The 16,496-nt window shown below is 74.2% G+C and carries 10 protein-coding genes; 4 read left to right on the forward strand and 6 right to left on the reverse strand.

Annotated elements, in window-relative coordinates:
- Positions 1-144 precede the first annotated feature (144 nt).
- Positions 145-1,089, forward strand: a complete 945-nt coding sequence (locus tag AC0VY3_RS01115; protein WP_475548687.1) for an aldo/keto reductase — start codon at positions 145-147, stop codon at positions 1,087-1,089.
- Between the two features lie 8 nt (positions 1,090-1,097).
- Here the strand turns inward: AC0VY3_RS01115 and AC0VY3_RS01120 are convergent, their stop codons facing one another.
- The 4 genes from AC0VY3_RS01120 to AC0VY3_RS01135 form a co-directional block, all read right to left on the reverse strand.
- The gene (locus AC0VY3_RS01120) at positions 1,098-2,543 is read right to left on the reverse strand and encodes a PrsW family intramembrane metalloprotease (RefSeq protein WP_103510115.1); all 1,446 of its coding nucleotides are present in this window, start codon (positions 2,541-2,543) and stop codon (positions 1,098-1,100) included.
- Between the two features lie 86 nt (positions 2,544-2,629).
- Complete coding sequence (gene trmB, locus AC0VY3_RS01125; protein ID WP_103510116.1) at positions 2,630-3,529, reverse strand: tRNA (guanosine(46)-N7)-methyltransferase TrmB; 900 nt, start codon at positions 3,527-3,529, stop codon at positions 2,630-2,632.
- The gene (gene lhgO / locus AC0VY3_RS01130; protein ID WP_103510117.1) at positions 3,522-4,778 is read right to left on the reverse strand and encodes an L-2-hydroxyglutarate oxidase; all 1,257 of its coding nucleotides are present in this window, start codon (positions 4,776-4,778) and stop codon (positions 3,522-3,524) included. The genes trmB and lhgO overlap by 8 nt, the downstream gene beginning before the upstream one ends.
- Positions 4,779-4,901: 123 nt before the next feature.
- On the reverse strand, positions 4,902-6,470 hold the full coding sequence (locus AC0VY3_RS01135; RefSeq protein WP_475548688.1) for a sporulation protein: 1,569 nt from the start codon (positions 6,468-6,470) through the stop codon (positions 4,902-4,904).
- An 852-nt stretch (positions 6,471-7,322) separates the two neighbouring features.
- Between AC0VY3_RS01135 and AC0VY3_RS01140 the strand changes: the two genes are divergently transcribed.
- Complete coding sequence (locus tag AC0VY3_RS01140) at positions 7,323-9,434, forward strand: asparagine synthase-related protein (protein WP_107500166.1); 2,112 nt, start codon at positions 7,323-7,325, stop codon at positions 9,432-9,434.
- Positions 9,435-9,512: 78 nt separating this feature from the next.
- Here the strand turns inward: AC0VY3_RS01140 and AC0VY3_RS01145 are convergent, their stop codons facing one another.
- Positions 9,513-11,486, reverse strand: coding sequence for a sigma-70 family RNA polymerase sigma factor (locus AC0VY3_RS01145; RefSeq protein ID WP_475548689.1), 1,974 nt, complete (start codon positions 11,484-11,486; stop codon positions 9,513-9,515).
- 236 nt (positions 11,487-11,722) lie between these two features.
- Positions 11,723-12,658: a TetR/AcrR family transcriptional regulator gene (locus AC0VY3_RS01150; protein WP_103511781.1), complete on the reverse strand. Its 936-nt coding sequence runs from the start codon at positions 12,656-12,658 to the stop codon at positions 11,723-11,725.
- 343 nt (positions 12,659-13,001) lie between these two features.
- Here AC0VY3_RS01150 and AC0VY3_RS01155 point away from each other — a divergent pair, with 343 nt between their 5' ends.
- Both AC0VY3_RS01155 and AC0VY3_RS01160 read left to right on the forward strand, forming a co-directional pair.
- The gene (locus tag AC0VY3_RS01155) at positions 13,002-14,450 is read left to right on the forward strand and encodes an NAD(P)/FAD-dependent oxidoreductase (protein ID WP_258047359.1); all 1,449 of its coding nucleotides are present in this window, start codon (positions 13,002-13,004) and stop codon (positions 14,448-14,450) included.
- A gap of 276 nt (positions 14,451-14,726) precedes the next feature.
- On the forward strand, positions 14,727-16,460 hold the full coding sequence (locus AC0VY3_RS01160; RefSeq protein ID WP_103511783.1) for an ATP-binding SpoIIE family protein phosphatase: 1,734 nt from the start codon (positions 14,727-14,729) through the stop codon (positions 16,458-16,460).
- Positions 16,461-16,496: the final 36 nt, after the last annotated feature.

A 16,496-nucleotide genomic window follows, 5' to 3' on the forward strand; every position in this document is an offset into this window, starting at 1 on the left:
CTGCCGGTCTGTCCGGGGGCAGCCGGCCCGGTCGGGTCCGCGCGGCGGTGGAGTACGACCCCGTGGTGCGCCATCCGGTGGAACGCCACCGTGGAACACCATCCGGTGGAATACCTCCGCCGCCCCGGCCCGTTGAACCCTCACATGACTTCCGCGCGCACTCTCGGCACCTCCGACCTCCAGGTCTTCCCCCTCGCCCTCGGCGGCAACGTCTTCGGCTGGACGGCGGACGAGAAGCAGTCCTTCGCCGTCCTGGACGCGTACGTCGCGGCCGGCGGCAACTTCATCGACACCGCCGACGCCTACTCCGCCTGGGTCGAGGGGAACCGGGGCGGCGAGTCGGAGACCGTCATCGGCAAGTGGCTCGCCTCCCGCTCCAACCGGTCCGACGTCGTCGTCGCCACCAAGGCCGGCGCCCACCCCGACTTCCGGGGCCTGTCCGCCGGCGCCGTCAAGGGCGCGGCCGAGGCCTCGCTGCGCCGGCTCGGCACCGACCACATCGACCTCTACTACACGCACTTCGACGACGAGACCGTCCCGGTCGAGGAGATCATCACCGCCCTCGACCAGCTGGTGAAGGACGGCAAGGTGCGCCACATCGCCGCCTCCAACATCAGCCCCGAGCGGCTGCGGGCCTCCCTCGACTTCTCCGAGCGCGAGGGCCTCGCCCGGTACGTCGCGCTCCAGCCGCACTACAACCTGGTCTCCCGCGACACCTACGAGGGCGAGCTCCAGGACACCGCGGCCGCCGCCGGCCTCGCCGCCGTCCCGTACTACGCGCTCGCCTCCGGCTTCCTCACCGGCAAGTACCGCCCCGGTACGACCGTGGAGAGCGCCCGGTCCGCGAAGGCGGGCGGCCACCTGGAGTCGGCGCAGGGCCGCAGGGTGCTGGCCGCCCTCGACCAGGTCGCCGGGGAACGGAACGCCGAGGTCGCGACGGTCGCCCTCGCCTGGCTCGCCGCACAGCCGACCGTCGTCGCCCCGATCGCCTCCGCCCGTACGGTCGAACAGCTCCCCGCCCTCGTCGCGGTCGCCGACCTGCGGCTGACGGACCGGGAGGTCGCGCTGCTCACGGAGGCGTCGGCCTGACGGAACCGCTACTGCGACGGGCGTCGGTGGGTGGTGGGCGGTGCGCTGTCGTACGGCTGGGGGGCCTGGCCGCTGTATCCGTATCCGTAACCCGGTCCCTGCCCGTACCCGTTTCCGTACGGCGTCGGCGGGCGGCGGTAGTGGTGGGCGGCCGGGCGGTGTGTGAGGCGGGCCGCGTGGGTGAGGGCCGGGGCGGCTATGTCACGGCGCTGCCAGAGGTGGTGCAGCAGCTCCCGCTCGCGGGCGCCGAAGTCCGGGCCCACCGCGCCGTGGCGGGCCCGGCGGCGCAGGCCGGCCAGGGAGGCCGCGAACGACTCGTACTCCGCGACCGCGCGGGCCGCCGCCCGGCCCCGGGTCCGGTCCTGCTGCCAGTGGCGGGCCAGATCGCGGGCCATGCCCCGGGCCCGCATGGAGGAGAGCGCCGACGGTTCGGCGGGGGTGAGCCAGCCGGCCGCCGCGTACGCGGGCAGCTCGGCCGCCAGGGTGCGCAGCTCGCGCTGGCGTGACCAGATCGCCAGCCAGGTCACCAGGCCGAACGCCGGGACCATGACGATGCCGTACACCGCGTAGAAGCCGTACGGGCCGAAGGCCGACGAGCCGTTCCACAGGGCGTGCAGCCCCATCGCCAGCAGCAGGCCCAGCACCGGCAGGGCGATCCGGCGAACCCGGTGGCGGCGGGCGCTGACGGCCGCGAAGCCGAAGCCGAGGCCGGTGAGGACCGTGAACAGGGGGTGCGCGAACGGCGACATCACGATCCGTACGAAGAACGTCCCCGCCGTCACCGAGGCGAACCCGGAGCTGCCCAGCTGCTGGTCCTCGCCGAAGGCGTTGCCCAGATAGAGGATGTTCTCGGTGAACGCGAAACCCGTCGCGGTGAACCCGGCGACGACGATCCCGTCCACCACCCCGCCGAACTCCCGTCTGCGGAACAGGAAGATCAGCAGCACGGCCGCCGCCTTCGCGCTCTCCTCGACGACCGGGGCGATCACCGTCGCCCCCAGGGTGTCGGCGCCCGCCGGGTCGGCCGTCGCGGTGGCTATCCAGCGCGTCGCGAAGGAGTTGGCGATGATCGCGACGAGCGCGGCGGCGCACGCGCCCCAGGCGAACGAGAAGATCAGATTCCGCCAGGGGCCCGGCTCGACCCGGTCCAGCCAGCGGAAGGCGGCCATCAGGAGCGGCACCGGCAGCACCGCCAGACCGAGACCGACGAGGAACCCCTCCGGTCCGGTCTGTTCGCGGACGAGGGCCAGGATCACCAGCCCGCACAGCACGAGCGCCACGATCACGGCGCCGGCGCGGAACACCTTGCTGCGCCACACCATGCCGACGCGGTGCGGCCGGTAACGCCACTGGCCACGCTCCGGCGCGGCGCCCAGGACCTCGTCGAGCCGCTGCTCGTGGAGGACCGGGACGGCGGGCCGCGCCTGCTGATGCTGCACGGAAGGGTCGGACACCTCTCGACCCTAACGAGGAGCACCGACACCCGGCGACGGCGCATCCGGCCAGGACATGGCCGTACGCCGTCCTGCCCCGCCGTGTGTCAGACGCGGGCGAACAGCAGGTCGTGGACGACGTGCCCCTTGTCCAGGCCCTGCCCCTCGAAGCGGGTGAGCGGCCGGAACGCGGGGCGCGGGGCGTAGCCGCCGTCGGCCGCGGTGTTCGCGAAGCGGGGGTGCGCGGTGAGCACCTCCAGCATCTGCTCGGCGTACGGTTCCCAGTCGGTCGCGCAATGGACGATCGCGCCGGGCTTCAGCACCGGGGCCACCAGGTCCAGGAACTCGGGCTGGATGAGGCGCCGCTTGTGGTGCCGGGCCTTGGGCCACGGGTCGGGGAAGTAGACCCGCAGGCCGTCGAGGGACTCGGGGGCCAGCATCTCGCGCAGCAGGATGACCGCGTCGCCGTTGGCCACCCGTACGTTGGTCGAGCCCGCCTTGTCCGCGAGGCCCAGCAGATTGCCCTGGCCGGGGGTGTGGACGTCGACCGCGAGGATGCCGGTGCCCGGGTCGTCGGCGGCCATCTGCGCGGTGGCCTCGCCCATGCCGAAGCCGATCTCCAGGACGACGGGCAGCCCGTCGAACAGCTCGGTCAGGTCCAGGACCCGCTTGCCGTCGATGTCCAGGCCCCACGTGGGCCACAGCCGCTCCAGGGACTCCTGCTGGCCGGTGGTGACCCGGCTGCGGCGTGGCTGGAAGCTGCGGATCCGGCGCTCGTGGTGCGAGCCGGCCGGGTCGGCGGCGGGGCCGCCGGGGAAGCGGGGCTCCATGCGCAGCCGGCGCGCGCGCTCGAAGGAGGCGGCCCGCAGCGCGGCGGCTTCGTCGGGCGTGGAGCCGGTGGCCTTGGCTTCGTCGGTCACGGCGTCGGCGGCCGTGGAGCCGGTGGCGGTCGTCCCGGCGTCGTCGGGGGCCGTGGCGGGCGTGGGGTTCAGGGGCTGCTCAGACACAATGACCGGATTCTACGGCGGGCGGCCTCCACCCCGTCTCCCGAGCCCGGCGCAGCGCGAGCCGCGCCACCTCACGTCCGATGGGCAGGCACGCCGTCGCGGCGGGCGACGGGGCGTTGAGCACATGCACGGTGTGCGGGGCCTCGCGGATCAGGAAGTCGTCGACCAGCGTGCCGTCCTTCAGCACCGCCTGGGCCCGGACCCCGGCGGGCGACGGGCGCAGATCGTCCTCGGTGACGGCGGGCAGCAGCCGCTGGACGGCCCGGGTGAACGCGGACCGGGACAGCGAGCGGTGCACCTCGCCCGCCCCGTACCGCCAGTGCCGGCGGGCGATCTGCCAGGTGCCCGGCCAGCTCAGCGTGGACAGCAGTTCGGCGGGGCGGACCTGTGGCCAGGTGTATCCCTCGCGGGCCAGGGCGGGCACCGCGTTCGGACCGACGTGGACGGAGCCGTCGAAGCCCCGGGTGAGGTGGACGCCGAGGAAGGGGAACGCCGGGTCCGGCACCGGGTAGACCAGACCGCGCACCAGCTCGGGACGGGCCAGCGCGTAGTACTCGCCCCGGAACGGCACGATCCGCACCCCCGGGTCGTCCCCGGCGAGGCGGGCCACCCGGTCGCAGTGCAGCCCCGCGCAGTTGACCAGCACCCGGGCCCTGACGACCAGGCCGTCCGCCGTGCGCACCGCGACGCCCCAGGGCCGCCGGTCTATCGCGGTGACCTCCGCGCCGTACCGCACGATGCCGCCCGCCGCGGTGACCTCGGTCGCGAAGCGGGTGGCCACGGCGGTGAAGTCGCAGACGCCCGTCGTGCCGACCCGGATCGCCGCCAGGCCCCGCACCTCCGGTTCGTACTCCGCGATCTGGGCCGGGCCCAGCTCCCGCACGGGCAGTCCGTGCTCGCGGCCGCGCTGCACCAGGGCATGCAGCCGGGGCAGCTCGGAGCGCTCGGTGGCGACGATCAGCTTGCCGGTGGTGGCGTGCGCGATGGAGTGCTCGGCGCAGAAGTCCGCGAGCTCGGCGGAGCCGCGCAGCGCGTACCGGGCCTTGAGGGAGCCGGGGCGGTAGTAGATGCCGCTGTGGATCACGCCGCTGTTGCGGCCGGTCTGATGGCGGGCGGGGCCGCGCTCCTTCTCCAGGACCGTCACCCGGGTGCCCGGAGCCGCCCGGGTGAGCGCATACGCGGTCGACAGACCGACGATCCCGCCGCCGATCACCAGCACATCGCAGTCGTACGCCGCGTGCGTCATCATCACGCCACCTCCCACCCCGATAGTGCACTGACCCACTGACAACCGGCTCAAACCCGAGATGGGCAGGGCGTGGCGCACACTCCGCCCGGCGGGGGCCCGCCGGGCGGCTTCCGCGTCCGGTTCTCAGGCCTGGGTGACCAGCAGCGGGCGGGCCCGCTCGCGCAGCTCGGCGACGCGGGGCTCGTCCCCGTACGGCTCCAGGCGGTGCAGCAGATCGCGCACGTACTCCGTGGTGCGGGCCGAGGAGATCCGGCCCGCGACCTCCACCGCCCGGGTGCCCACCGCGCAGGCCGCGTCCAGATTGCCCGACTCCAGCTCGGCGACGGCGGAGACGACGAGCCGCAGTCCGTGGCTGCGGACGAACTCCTCGGTCGGCCGGGACAGCGCCTGCTCGGTGAAGCGCCGCACCTGGCGGGGGGCCTTCAGGTCCCGGTAGCACTCGGCGGCGTCGGCGGCGAACCGGTCGTAGCCGTAGAAACCGAGCCAGGGCGGGTCGGAGTCGCCCGCCCGGGACCGCTCCAGCCAGCTCTCGGCGCCCTTGAGCGCGGCCCCCGCGGCCGGTGCGTCGCCGGCCTTCGCATGGGCGCGGGCCTCCACCAGCCGGAAGAAGCTCATGGTGCGGGCGGTGGCGAGGCCGCGGTTGCGCTCGACGGCGGCCTGGGCGAGGTCGACGCCTTCGTCGGCGAAGCCGCGGTAGGTCGCCTGGAGGGACATCGAGGCGAGCACATAGCCGCCGAGCGGTACGTCGGCGGCGGCGCGGGCCAGCCGCAGGGCCTGGATGTAGTAGCGCTGGGCGGCTTCCTGCTGGCCGGTGTCGAAGGCCATCCAGCCGGCCAGCCGGGTCAGTTCGGCGGACGCGCCGAACAGGGCCCGGCCGACCTCGTCGGTGTACGAGCCGAGGAGCAGAGGTGCGGCGTCGACGCGTAAGCACTCGGGAACCATGGAGGAACGCCAGTCGCCGCCGCCGTACTTGGAGTCCCATCGCCGGGCGTCCTGGGCCGCCTCGCGCAGCTTCGACACATCGCTGTGGCCGACCCGCAGCGGCGAGGCGTCCGCCGCCGCCTCCGGCCCCGGCTGTACGGGGACGGAGCCGGCCGCGCCGGGAGTGTGGAGGATCTGTGCGCCCCGGGCGTCCGGTGCGCCGCGGGCCGCCGGACCGGACGGCCCGTCGGGTGCGCCGCCGCGTGCCCCGAGGATCGCCGCCTGCGCCGCCGTCGGGTCCCGGGCCACCGACGGATCGGCGGGGGTTATCAGCCAGCGGGAGGCGGGCGTCGCGTACGCGCTCACCGAGAACGATCCCGCCAGGGACTGCCAGATCCCGCCGCCGCCCCGCCGCCCGGCCAGATCCAGCCGGTACAGCTCGGTCGCCGACCGGACCGCCTCGCCCACGTCCCGGGGGAAGGCGAGGCCGACCTCCGGGGCCGGGTCCGCGTCGGCGAGGCCGATCTCGTGCAGCGGGACCGGCCGGCCGAGCTTGGCCCCGATCGCCGCCGCGATGAGATGCGGCGCCGCGCCCTGCGGCACCATCCCCTTGGCGACCCACCGGGCCACCGAGGTCTTGTCGTAGCGAAGTGTCAGACCGCGCTGTGCTCCGAGGTCGTTGACCCGCCGGGCGAGCCCGGCGTTACTGATTCCCGCGAGGGCGAGAACTGTGCCGAGCTTCTCGTTCGGCCCGCGTTGCTCCCTGGACATGCGCCACCCCTCGACACACAGACAGCCGCCGCGTCACCGAGGACGGCGCGCGGCATTCGTACCGATGCCTCCCCAGGTTCGAACCCTCGTACTCCGCCTGCACACGCATGTGGCCGAGCCCCGAGGAATATGCCCCCTGTCGAGAACACCAGTAAACACAGCGTAGTTCTCCCTATCCCTACCGTTAAGGGGCAGACGTCCGGATGGCGGGATTGTTGTCCGTGCGGGCGGTCCGGTCCGTCCGGGCGCGGGTGCGCGGGCCGGGGTGCGGCGTGCTCCCGGCGTGTGGCCGTGCGCCCGGCCGTGCGCTCTGGCCCGGCCGTCGCCGTGACGCTTGGCTGGGTACCGCGTGGGTCGGCCCGCTGCACTGGACTCAGTGGGCTGGGGGAAACCGCCGCTCCATTCCCCGCGGGCGGCGGACCGGTCCGGGAGGTGAGGCCCACCTCCCGGACTGTGCGTGGAGGGGTCGCCAGGGGGGCGCGGCACGGTATGCGCGCGTGGTGGCGCTTCGAGAGAATGGCCGAATAGCGACGGTCCGGTGAGGGTCTGGCCAACGGTCCGACTATGGCCGGATATCGCCGCTGTTTCCGGGCGGCGCCGGCCCTTCCCCTGTCACGGGGACGGGCCGGGGCGGCGCGGAGACCGGGCGGCCCGGCCTCCGCAACTCCCGGAACCCGCACTTCCGTTGCTGTCGTCGCGGTGAAGGTCGCGTCAGGCCTTTGCCAGGGGCGCATGCACTTCCGGCGTGCGCCGCCCGTACACCCTCTCCTGCGGCATTGTCGTGGCAGCATGTCCCGCAGCGGCGTTTCGTCTCTCAGGTGCGCCGTTTGTCCACAGCCTGTGGAGGCGGCGATGCGTTGGTTGGTGGGATGGAGCAGTATCGCCGCGAGCTTCGGCACCGTCGGCGCCGTCGGAAACGGCGGAGAGGGGCGCACGGTTCACCCCGTGGGCTCCCAACTCCTGTGGGGAGACCCGGATCCGCTGTGGGCGGTCGGTGACTGGCGCCCCGACGAGATCCGCGTCATCGGGGTCGCGACCCCCGAAGGGGCGCCCACCGCGCGCCTCGCGGTCCTCGGCTGCTGCGGCGCCACCGACGAGCAGCTGCGCGTCGGACTCCTCGCCGCGCGCGGCGGTGCGATGCGCCATCTCACCGCCTGGCCCGGCAGTTACACCGCCGTCGTGCAGATCGGCCGCCGCATCACCGTCGCGGGCGACCTGGCCGGCGCCCGGCCGGTCTTCCACACCCCCTGGGCCAACGGCACCGCCTACGCCACCGCCGCCCTGCCGCTCGCCGACCTCATCGAGGCCCAGCTCGACATCGGGCACCTCGCCGCGCTGCTCGCCTGCCCGGAGACCCCCGAGGCGCTCGGCGACGGCACGCCCTACGTCGGCGTGAAGCGCGTCCCGCCGGGCCACGCGCTGATCCTGCGGGAGGGCTCGCGGGAGATCACCGGGTACGAGGCCGTCGCCTCGCTCGCCGTCGCCGCGCCCCAGGCCGACCCGGTGCACGCCGTGGAGGGCGTACGGGACGCGCTCGTCGAAGCCGTACGCGCCCGGCTCACGGCCCCGCGCCACGCGCCGGAGAACCTGCCGCAGGACCCGGGGCCCGTCCCCGGCATGGGCCCCGCCGACCGGCGCGCGGCCCGCGGCGGACCGGTGGCGGGCATCGGCGCCGACCTCTCGGGCGGCAGCGCCTCGGCCACCCTCGCCCTGCTCGCCTCCGGGCTGCCCGGACTGCCCGGCACCCTCCTCGGCCACGGCACCGGCGCCGGCGAGCGGCTGCTCGCCGTCACCTTCAACGACCTCACCACCCGCGGCAACGAGGACGAGCTGGAGCGGGCCCGCGCCATCGCCGCCAACCCGCGCCTGCACCACGTGGTCGTCGCGGCGGGCGAAGAGGCCCTGCCGTACGCCGGGTTGGAGACCGTCACCCTGACCGACGAACCGGCCCCCTCGCTCGTCCTGGCCGACCGGCACCGCCGCCGGCTCTCCTCGGGCAGCGCCGACCACCTCGTCGGAGCCGGGGCCCGGCAGGTCCTGGACGCGCACCCGGCCCGCCTCGCCGACCTCCTGATGGACCGGCGCAGACGCCACCTCCTGCGCCCCGTCGCCGCCCTCACCAAGGCCGAAGGCCCCACGGCACACTCCCTGTTCGTCCCGCTCACGGTCTACCGCGCCGCCCGCCGTCTGGCCCGTACGTCCTATCGGACCGGCCTGGAGTCCGCCGCCGGGCTCCTCCCCGACGCCAACCGTTACGCCCCCGACCTCGCCACCCCCGCCGACGCCTCGCTCGCCGCCCTCGCCTGGTCGCGCCCGGGACCCGCGGCGCGCTGGCTGACGGGGGAGGCGCTGGCCGAAGTATCGGTTCGCCTCCAGGAGGCGGCGATCCGGCCCACCTCCGTACAGCGTCCGGGGGAGGCCCGGGCCCGCGCCGCGCTCGCCCGCGGGGCCGCCGACCACCGGATCCTGGAGCAGGCCGCGGAGATCCGCAGCCAGCGCCTGCACGCCCCGTTCCTCGACAACCAGGTGGTCAGGGCGGCTCGCGCGCTACCCGAGTCGCTGCGCGTCCAGCCCGGCGCACGGGCCGCGATCCTGCGCCGGGTGCTCGGCGGGGCGGGCATCCACGATCTGCCGCCCGGCTGGGGCGCGCCCTCCCAGGCCACCTCCACCGCCGTCACCCGGACCGGCCTGCGTGCCGCGCTGCCCGAGCTGATGGCCCTGTTCGACGCCCCGCTGCTGGCCGACGCGGGACTGGTCGAAGCCCGGGTGGTCCGCAAGGCCCTGCGCGCCGCGTCCGAGGGCGAGCCGCTGCCGCTGGACGGCCTGGCGGACCTGGCCTCCACCGAACTGTGGCTGCGCCGCCTGGTGACCCGCCGCGGCACCTGCTGGACGGGCACGGCCGCCCCGCGCCAGCGCGCGGTCGCGGGCGGCGTGATCCCCGCCCGGCGCACGCTCCAACCCTGACCGGAAGACACCGCCGCCGGACGTCGGGCGACGGGGCAGCGGCACCTCCGACCGGAAGGACCTCGGGGCCCGAAAGCCTCAGGCGCAGCTGATCCGGGAATTCGCCCAGTCCGCCAGGGCCACCCCGCCCATCGGCGTCTCCGGCTCCACCACGAGACGGATCGAGGACTGCCCGGCGATGTTCACGCTCACCGGGACGGCGGGCTCGCCGCTCTTCATCACCGGGGAGCGCCAGAGCCGCGCGCCGTTCCCGTTGAACACCGAGAAGCGCACCGCGCCGAACAGCGGCGTCAGATCGTCCACCCCGACCATGGCCTCGTAGCGCGTGCACGGCCGGTTCAGCTCGATGGTCACCGAGGAGCGGGCGTGCACGGTCACCCCGTGCGCGTAACGGGTGGAGGCGATCGACACGTTCGACCGCTGCCAGACCCAACTGCTCTGCCCCATGGCCACTTCCGGCTCGGTGTGCTCGCCGAACACGGAGTAGGCCAGCTCGCTGACCTGGTACACCTCCGGGGCGGGCGGCGGCGGTGTGGGCTTCGGCGGCTTGGGCGTCGGCTTCGGGGACGGCGGCGGGCTCGGCGCCGGGGGCGCGGGCTTCGACGGCGGCTCGGGGGAGGGCGTGGGGCGCGGCGGCGGTGTGGGCTTCGGGGCCGGCTCGGACGGCGCCGGGGGCGGTGCGGGGGCGGCCGGCGGCTTCGGCGCCGGCTTCGGGGGCGGCGGGGGCTCCGGCGTCGGCACCGCGGGCGCCACGGCCGGCGGCTTCGCGACCGGCTTGGGCTCCGGCTTCGGCTGGTCGTCGCCGACGAGCGCCCACACCAGACCGGCCGCGGCGGCCACGGCCACGGCGGCGGCGATCCCGGCCTTGGCGGGCGCACCGAGCCCCTCGGCGGCAGCGGCGCCTCCGGCGGCGCCACCGGTGGAACCGGACCCGGTGGCCGCCGCGGCGGCTCCCGCTCCGGCGGCCCCGGCCGCGCCGCCGGCCACGATGCCCGCGGCCTTGAGCGAATACCCGGCGGCGAACCAGCCGATGACCGCGACGGGCAGCAGCGCCGGGATCCCGGCGTTCACATGGTCCAGCTCGCCCGCGGCCAACCGGCACCTGGCGCACTCGTCGAGGTGCTTGCGCAGCCCCCGTTCGGCCCGGGTCCGCAGCCCGCCCCGGGCGTGGGCGCCGAGCCGGTCGGCGTACTGCGCGCAGTCCCCGCCGGTGGTCAGCGCCTGGCTGACATGGGCCTGGAGATACGCCTGCTTGAGCCCTTCGCGGGCGCGGCTGGCCAGGACGGCGGTGGCATTGGCGGTGAGGCCGAAGAGCGGGGCGATCTCGCTCGGCGACTCCTCCTCCACCGTGGTGTGCCACAGGACCGCCTGCCAGCGCTCCGGGAGGCTCCGGAACGCCTGCATCGCCATCGTCTGCTCGGCCTCGTGCATCGCCAGGACGTCGGCGCCGAGTTCGAGGGTGTCGTCGTCGGAGACCTCGGACGATCGGGAGGCCTGGGCGGCGAACACCGCGAAGTCGTCGACCAGATGCTCGCGCTTGGCGCTCTTGGTCCAGGCGGCGGCGACATGGCGGACGGCGGTCATCAGATAGGCCCGGACCGCTTCCGTCGGCCCCTTTCCGCCCCGTACGGCCTGGAGTGTGCGCGCGAACACCTCGGCCGTCAGGTCGTCGGCGGTGTGCGCGTCCCGGCAGCAGCTGCGGGCGTAGCGGAGCACGGCGCCCGAGTGCCGCCGGAACAACTCCTCGTAGGCCTGGTCGTCGCCCGCCCGCATGTCCTCGATCAGCCGGGCGTCGGAGAGGCCGGCCTCGGGGGCCCCGCTGCGGCCCGCGCGCTGCTGCGGAACCGCCGGCGCGCCGACACCGCCGGAGGCGTCCTCGGCGGCGGCGGGCCACGGGCCGGGCAGGACGGTGCCGCCCTCGGCCTCACCGTCCGACGAGCCGCGTACGGCCTGGGTCGGCACCTGCCCGGCGGACAGCCCGTCCGCCTTCGTGTCCCTGTCGGTCGCAGCGATCTCGCCGAGCGGCTCTTCCTGCTGCTCGTTACCGCTCATCGCGGAAGCCCCCGTATACACCCTCGGACCCGAATACCGGCCAAGACTGCCACATGGCTCAATCGCGTTGGCATCTCAGTCTTGCCAACCACTCATCCGGGGCGTTTTCTCGAATACGAGTACTGGAGAACCTTCTTTCGGGGAATGAGACCCCGTCGATTCGTCTCCCGGCCCCTGATCACCGCCCGCCCGGGTCCGCCCGTCGGCAGACGGGCGGACCCGGGCAGACGGCTGCGTCACGCGGGCCGCGACCGCAGCCCCTCCAGCAGGATGTCCAGCAACCGGGCCGAAGCCGCGGCCTGCTGAGCGGCGTCCGGCAGCGAAGGAGCCGCCGTCGCGATGACCAGCAGCACATCGGCCACCGTCACATCCCGGCGCAGCTCACCGGAGTCCCGTGCCCGGTCCACCAGCTGCCCCACGACCTCCAGCAGCTCGACCACGCCCGAGTCCTCACCGAGGCCGTCGAGCTCGTCGCCGCCGCCGGAGCGCCGGCCGACGACGCGGAAGTCGTCCTGGCCCACTCCCTGCCGCTGCTGCGGAACCCGCGTCTCGTCCACCGCGCCCGACGCCGAAGCCGCCCCGGAAGCCGCCGGTGCGCCCGGCTCCTCCCCGTCGACCCCGACCCGCAGCACCTGCGGCGGCAGCAGCCTGCCCGCACCCGACGCCACGGACGTACGCAGGAAGCGGGAAAGCGCCGACCAGGGCTTCTCCTCCTGCCCCAGCGCCGTACGCGCCTGCTCGGTCAGCCGGGAGGTCTCCTCCTCGGCTATCCGCCGTACCAGCACGTCCTTGCTCGGGAACCGTCGGTAGACGGTGCCCACGCCGACGCGGGCACGACGTGCCACATCCTCCATCGGAGCGCCGTAACCCAGCTCTCCGAACACCTCGCGCGCCGCGCGCAGCACGTGCTCCAGATTGCGCTGTGCGTCCACGCGCAGCGGAGCCGAGCGCGGCGCGCCCACGGCTCCCGTCGTCGCCGTTCCCGCCGCCGTCGCCCCGTTCGGGGCCTGTCCGGCACCGGCCGAATTCAGCGCCGCGGCACTCACCGCGGCCGCCGAGCGAACGGCGTCCGCCGAGCTCATGACGCCGAGCGCACCCACGGAGCCGAGGCGCCCGTGGTCCTCGGACGCGCGCGAGAGCGCAGCCTGGCCATGCGTATCCTGAATATGCATAACTTCCCCCGGTTATGACGTCTCCCCCCGGAGACTTCCCGCCGTTTCAGACGGGGAGCGGAGCACAACGAAATCCGCACCCGGCACCCCGACGGGTTACGAACATAGTTGAGCCCGCGTCAATTCAGAAGGGGGTAGTTCCGCATGGGGCGCCCCTCGATCGGACCAAGATCCGATCGACGCCGGAACATCGCCCTTCCGCTTACCCCGTGCGTAGCGCCTGACCTGCACTGCTGTCGTTTTCCGCCACCCGCGGGCCCCGAGTGCCGTTGAGGATCCGCCAGTCACACAATTTGCCGGGCCTGTGGACAAACCACTGACTCCGTTGCGTCATGGGGTGGTGATGGCTCCAGATTCCCGGGGGACGACCCCCGGCACCCGGCCAGGTGTGCGCATTCTCGTCGTCGGCGGCGGCTACGTCGGGATGTACACAGCGCTGCGTCTCCAACGGAAGTTGAAGCAGAGACTGAGGAGCGGCGACGCCGAGATCGTGGTCGTCACGCCCGAGCCGTACATGACGTACCAGCCCTTCCTCCCCGAAGCGGCCGCGGGCTCGATCTCGCCCCGCCATGTCGTCGTGCCGCTGCGCCGCGTCCTGAAGGACTGCACGATCGTCATCGGCGAGGCGCAGCGCGTCGACCACACCAAACGGACCGCGACCGTCACCACCCTCGCCACCGGCGAGGACGGCACCGGAGCCCTGGAGATCGGGTACGACGAGATCGTCATCGCCCCCGGGTCCGTGTCGCGCACCCTGCCCGTCCCCGGCCTCGCCGAGTTCGGCATCGGTTTCAAGACCGTCGAGGAGGCCATCGGGCTGCGCAACCACGTCATCGAACAGATGGACATCGCCTCCGCCACCCGCGATCCTGCGATCCGCGACGCCGCGCTCACCTTCGTCTTCGTCGGCGGCGGCTACGCGGGCGTGGAGGCGCTGGCCGAACTGGAGGACATGGCCCGCTACACGGCGCGGTACTACCACAACATCAAGCCGGCCGACCTGAAATGGATCCTGGTCGAAGCCTCCGGGCGCATCCTCCCCGAGGTCGGCGAGGCCATGGGCACGTACGCCATCGGCGAGCTGCGCGGCCGGAACATCGACGTACGCCTCGACACCCGCCTCGACACCTGCGAGGACCGCGTCGCCGTCCTCAGCGACGGCTCCCGCTTCCCCACCCGCACCCTCGTCTGGACCGCGGGCGTCAAACCGGCCCCGCTGCTGGCCGCCACCGACCTGCCCCTCACCGAACGCGGCCGGCTCCGCTGCACCGCCACCCTCGGCGTCGAGGGTGTCCCGCACGCCTGGGCCGCCGGCGACGCCGCCGCCGTACCCGATCTGACCGCCTCCGAACCGGGCCGCGAGACCGCCCCCAACGCCCAGCACGCGGTGCGCCAGGCGAAGGTCCTCGCCGACAACGTCCTCGCCTCGGTCGACGGCCGCCCGCTCAAGGAGTACCGGCACGCGTACGCCGGATCGGTCGCCTCCCTGGGGCTGCACAAAGGCGTCGCCCACGTCTACGGTCGCAAGCTCAAGGGCTACCCCGCCTGGCTGATGCACCGTACGTACCACCTCAGCCGGGTGCCGACGTTCAACCGGAAGGCGCGCGTCCTTGCCGAATGGACCCTGTCCGGACTCTTCAAACGCGAGATCGTCTCGCTCGGTTCGCTGGAACACCCCCGCGCCGAGTTCGAACTCGCGGCAGGAGGCGGCTCCGGCACCCCGGGGATCCCCGGCCCCGGCCGCCCGAAGGGCCCGGAAGAACCGCCGGACGACCGCCGGACGGACAGCTGACGGACATCCGGCGGTCAGCTGACAGGCGGCCAGGGCGGCGACTGTCAGTACGGTCGGTCACACTGGACGTGTGACCATAGGTGGGCCCACGCCTGCACAGAGTGACCCGGCGGGCAGTGACCGACAGTGACCTGCGGCGACGCACCACCAGCACGACGAGGCCCGGCTGCGCCTTCCCGGGGGTACGGCCCCCGGAGCCCCGACCATGCCCGAAGAAACGGCAGAAGAAGCAGCCCGCCCGAGCGGACCAGACCGACACACGAGGCCAGAAATACCGTGAACTTCACGCGTTGGAGCGCCCGCCTTCCCGGAACGCAGCGCCGAGCCGCCGCGCGGGACGACCGCAGCGCCGTGCCGGCGGCCCGAGCCGAGTACGCCCGGCCGGAGGGCCCGCCCGCCCAGCCGGACGACGCCTCCCCGGCGCCTTCCGGCCCCGCCCCGACGGAGGCCCTGCCCGGGCCCGCCCTCGACGACCTCTCCGCCCGCGAGATCCTCGGCCGGCTCCCCGCCCCCGTCGCCCTGCTGCACGGCGCGGACCACCGCGTCGCCTACGTCAACGACGCGTACGAGGCCGCGTTCGGCCCCCGCCCGTCCGGCGTCCCCGCGGCCGAGGCCCTGCCCGAGCTCGCCCAGCTGAGCGTGCTTCCCCTGCTCGACCAGGTCCTGCGCAGCGGCACCGCGCGCACGGTCAAGTCCCGCAGGACCACCGAGGGCGGCTCGTACACCGTTACCTGCACCCCGGTCGCCGCCTGGGACAGCGCGGAGGAGAAGGGGGACAAGGGGCCTGACAAGGGCGACGCCAGGGCGGACGCGAAGAAGGAGGGCGGCGTCCTCGTCTACGCGGCAGACGTCACCGACCACGCCGAAGCCGCCGAACGCCTGCGCACCAGCGAGCGTCGCCACCGCGAAACGGCCGTCACCCTCCAGCGCTCCCTCCTCCCGCAGGAGCTGGAACAGCCCGACGACCTCCGCATCGCCGCCACCTACCAGCCCGGCGGAACCGACGCCGCGGTCGGCGGCGACTGGTACGACGTCATCACCCTGGGCGCGGGCCGCACCGCCCTGGTCATCGGCGATGTGATGGGCCGCGGCGTCCGGGCCGCCGCCGTGATGGGCCAGCTCCGCACAGCCGTCCGCGCCTACGCCCGGCTCGACCTCCCGCCGCACGAGGTGATCCAGCTGCTGGACATCCTCGCCGCCGAGATCGACGCCAGCCAGATCGCGACCTGCGTCTACGCCGTCCACGATCCGAACGAGGGGCAGCTCGTCTACGCCTCCGCCGGCCACCTCCCGATCCTCGTCTGCGACGAGGACGGCACGGTCCACCGCGCCGCCGACCCCACCGGCCCCCCGCTCGGCACCGGCGGCTGGGTCCACACCTCGGGCACCATCGCGCTGCCGCCCGGCTCCACCGCGGTCCTCTATACGGACGGCCTGGTCGAACGGCGCAGTGAGGACATCGACGAGGGCGTCGCCTCCCTGGCCCGTGCCCTCTCCGGCGCCAAGGGATCACCGCAGGTGGTGTGCGACCGGCTGATCCGCTCCCTGGGCGTGACCGCCGAGCACGACGACGACGTGGCGGTCCTGGTGGTCCAGCACCCCGCCCGTACGGGACCGAACGCGGAGCTGTTCCACAACGCCGCGCTCGATCTCCTCGGCGGCATCGAGGCCGCCCCGCGCGCCCGGGCCTTCGCCACCGGGGTCCTGACCTCCTGGCGCTTCCCGGTCGAGCTCCGCGACCTGGGCGTCCTCGCCACCAGCGAGCTCGTCGCGAACTCCCTCCAGCACGGCACCCCGCCGATGCGCCTGGGGCTGCGCCGTACGGACCGCCGGCTGATCATCGAGGTCACCGACGGCGACGACCACCTGCCGCGCCGCCGTCAGGCCGAACCGGCGGACGAGGCGGGACGCGGCATCTCGATCATCGCCTCGATCGCCACCTCATGGGGCAGCCGGCGCACACCGGACGGCGGAAAGGCGGTCTGGTGCGAGTTCGCCCTGCCGCAGTGAAACAGAGCGGCAGGGCGGACGTCCTTCGTCAGATCC

This window comes from Streptomyces sp. iso_384 (genome assembly GCF_056172905.1).

Excerpts from the sequence above, each read along its gene's own strand:
- AC0VY3_RS01145 (WP_475548689.1), bottom strand. The coding sequence starts at position 11,486 with ATGAGCGGTAACGAGCAGCAGGAAGAGCCGCTCGGCGAGATCGCTGCG.
- AC0VY3_RS01155 (WP_258047359.1), top strand. The coding sequence starts at position 13,002 with ATGGCTCCAGATTCCCGGGGGACGACCCCCGGCACCCGGCCAGGTGTG.
- AC0VY3_RS01140 (WP_107500166.1), top strand. The coding sequence starts at position 7,323 with ATGCGTTGGTTGGTGGGATGGAGCAGTATCGCCGCGAGCTTCGGCACC.
- lhgO (WP_103510117.1), bottom strand. The coding sequence starts at position 4,778 with ATGATGACGCACGCGGCGTACGACTGCGATGTGCTGGTGATCGGCGGC.
- AC0VY3_RS01135 (WP_475548688.1), bottom strand. The coding sequence starts at position 6,470 with ATGTCCAGGGAGCAACGCGGGCCGAACGAGAAGCTCGGCACAGTTCTC.
- AC0VY3_RS01150 (WP_103511781.1), bottom strand. The coding sequence starts at position 12,658 with ATGCATATTCAGGATACGCATGGCCAGGCTGCGCTCTCGCGCGCGTCC.
- AC0VY3_RS01115 (WP_475548687.1), top strand. The coding sequence starts at position 145 with ATGACTTCCGCGCGCACTCTCGGCACCTCCGACCTCCAGGTCTTCCCC.